Origin of the sequence: Caballeronia sp. LZ065 (assembly GCF_031450975.1) — a bacterium.
Classification (GTDB): Bacteria; Pseudomonadota; Gammaproteobacteria; order Burkholderiales; family Burkholderiaceae; genus Caballeronia.
The window spans coordinates 1-1,070 of record NZ_JARUXV010000029.1 but is presented as its reverse complement, the minus strand read 5'-3'; the positions used below and the strand labels follow the sequence as shown (position 1 = coordinate 1,070).

Annotated in this window: 1 protein-coding gene; it reads left to right on the top strand. The window is 60.3% G+C overall.

Features of this window, described 5'->3' with window-relative positions; translation table 11 throughout:
- Positions 1 to 630 precede the first annotated feature (630 nt).
- The coding region (locus tag QCE63_RS35500; RefSeq protein WP_309839939.1) for an aldehyde dehydrogenase family protein at positions 631 to 1,070 on the top strand (440 nt) is incomplete at its 3' end.

The window sequence follows — 1,070 nt, the reverse complement described above, 5'->3', positions numbered from 1 at the left end:
GGCCACACCGGGCTTGGATCGCGGACCCACCGTGCAACCGCACCACAGAACAGACTGGTGCAGCCATTGAAAGCGCCGGCCCAGCGCTACGCGCTGCCGCAGGGTATGCAAGGGAAACCAATGGAAAGCAAGAGCAATGAGATGGAGGCGTTAGCACGGGAGCACGGGCAGACCCGATTGACCGGACGGCGGCGCGTAGCGCTGCGCCGGAGCCTGCAAGGGCTGCACCAGTTTGTTCAATGGTGCGATTTCACAGTGGGTCCGCGATCCACGCCCGGTGGGGCCTATGAGGGCACTCGCTACTGCAGGGCCAGAAACAAGGTTCTGTGCTGCGTCCGTAACTTGACCTTGGGCGGGAAGAAAAGCTGCTTTCTTTGGTGACTTTCTTTGCAGCCGCAAAGAAAGTTACCCCCGCCCCGGGGAGGGGCAGTGCTAACAGTCCGACGCGAATACGGGAATTCCATGGAAACGCAAGCAAACACAAGCAACCCACGCGAAGGACCAGAGCGACGACCGGGGCGGTGCTAACAGACCTACGCGAACACGGGAAGTCCATAGAAGCGCAAGCGAGCGAACGACAGACCCAAGCAAACAAGAGACGCGGGGCAACCCCAACAAACGGAGAAGATAATGACCTTGAAGGATCAACTAAAAGACCCGACCTTGCTGCGCAACGCAGCCTACATCGATGGTGAGTGGCAGCAAGCCGACACTGGCGAGACCTTCGAAGTAAAGAACCCTGCGACGGGCGAATCACTAGGCTCTGTCCCCAAGATGGGCACAACCGAAACTCGCCGCGCGATCGAAGCAGCAAACGCGGCCTGGCCCGCATGGCGCAAGAAGACTGCTAAAGAACGCGCGGCGCTCATGCGTCGCTGGTTCGACCTGATGACGGAAAACGCCGATGACCTCGCGCTGATCCTCACCACCGAACAAGGCAAACCTCTCGCCGAGGCCAAAGGCGAAATCACCTACGCGGCGTCGTTCATCGAATGGTTCGCGGAAGAAGGCAAGCGCGTCGCCGGCGACACACTCGCCACTCCGGCAGCGGACAAACGCATCGTCGTGAC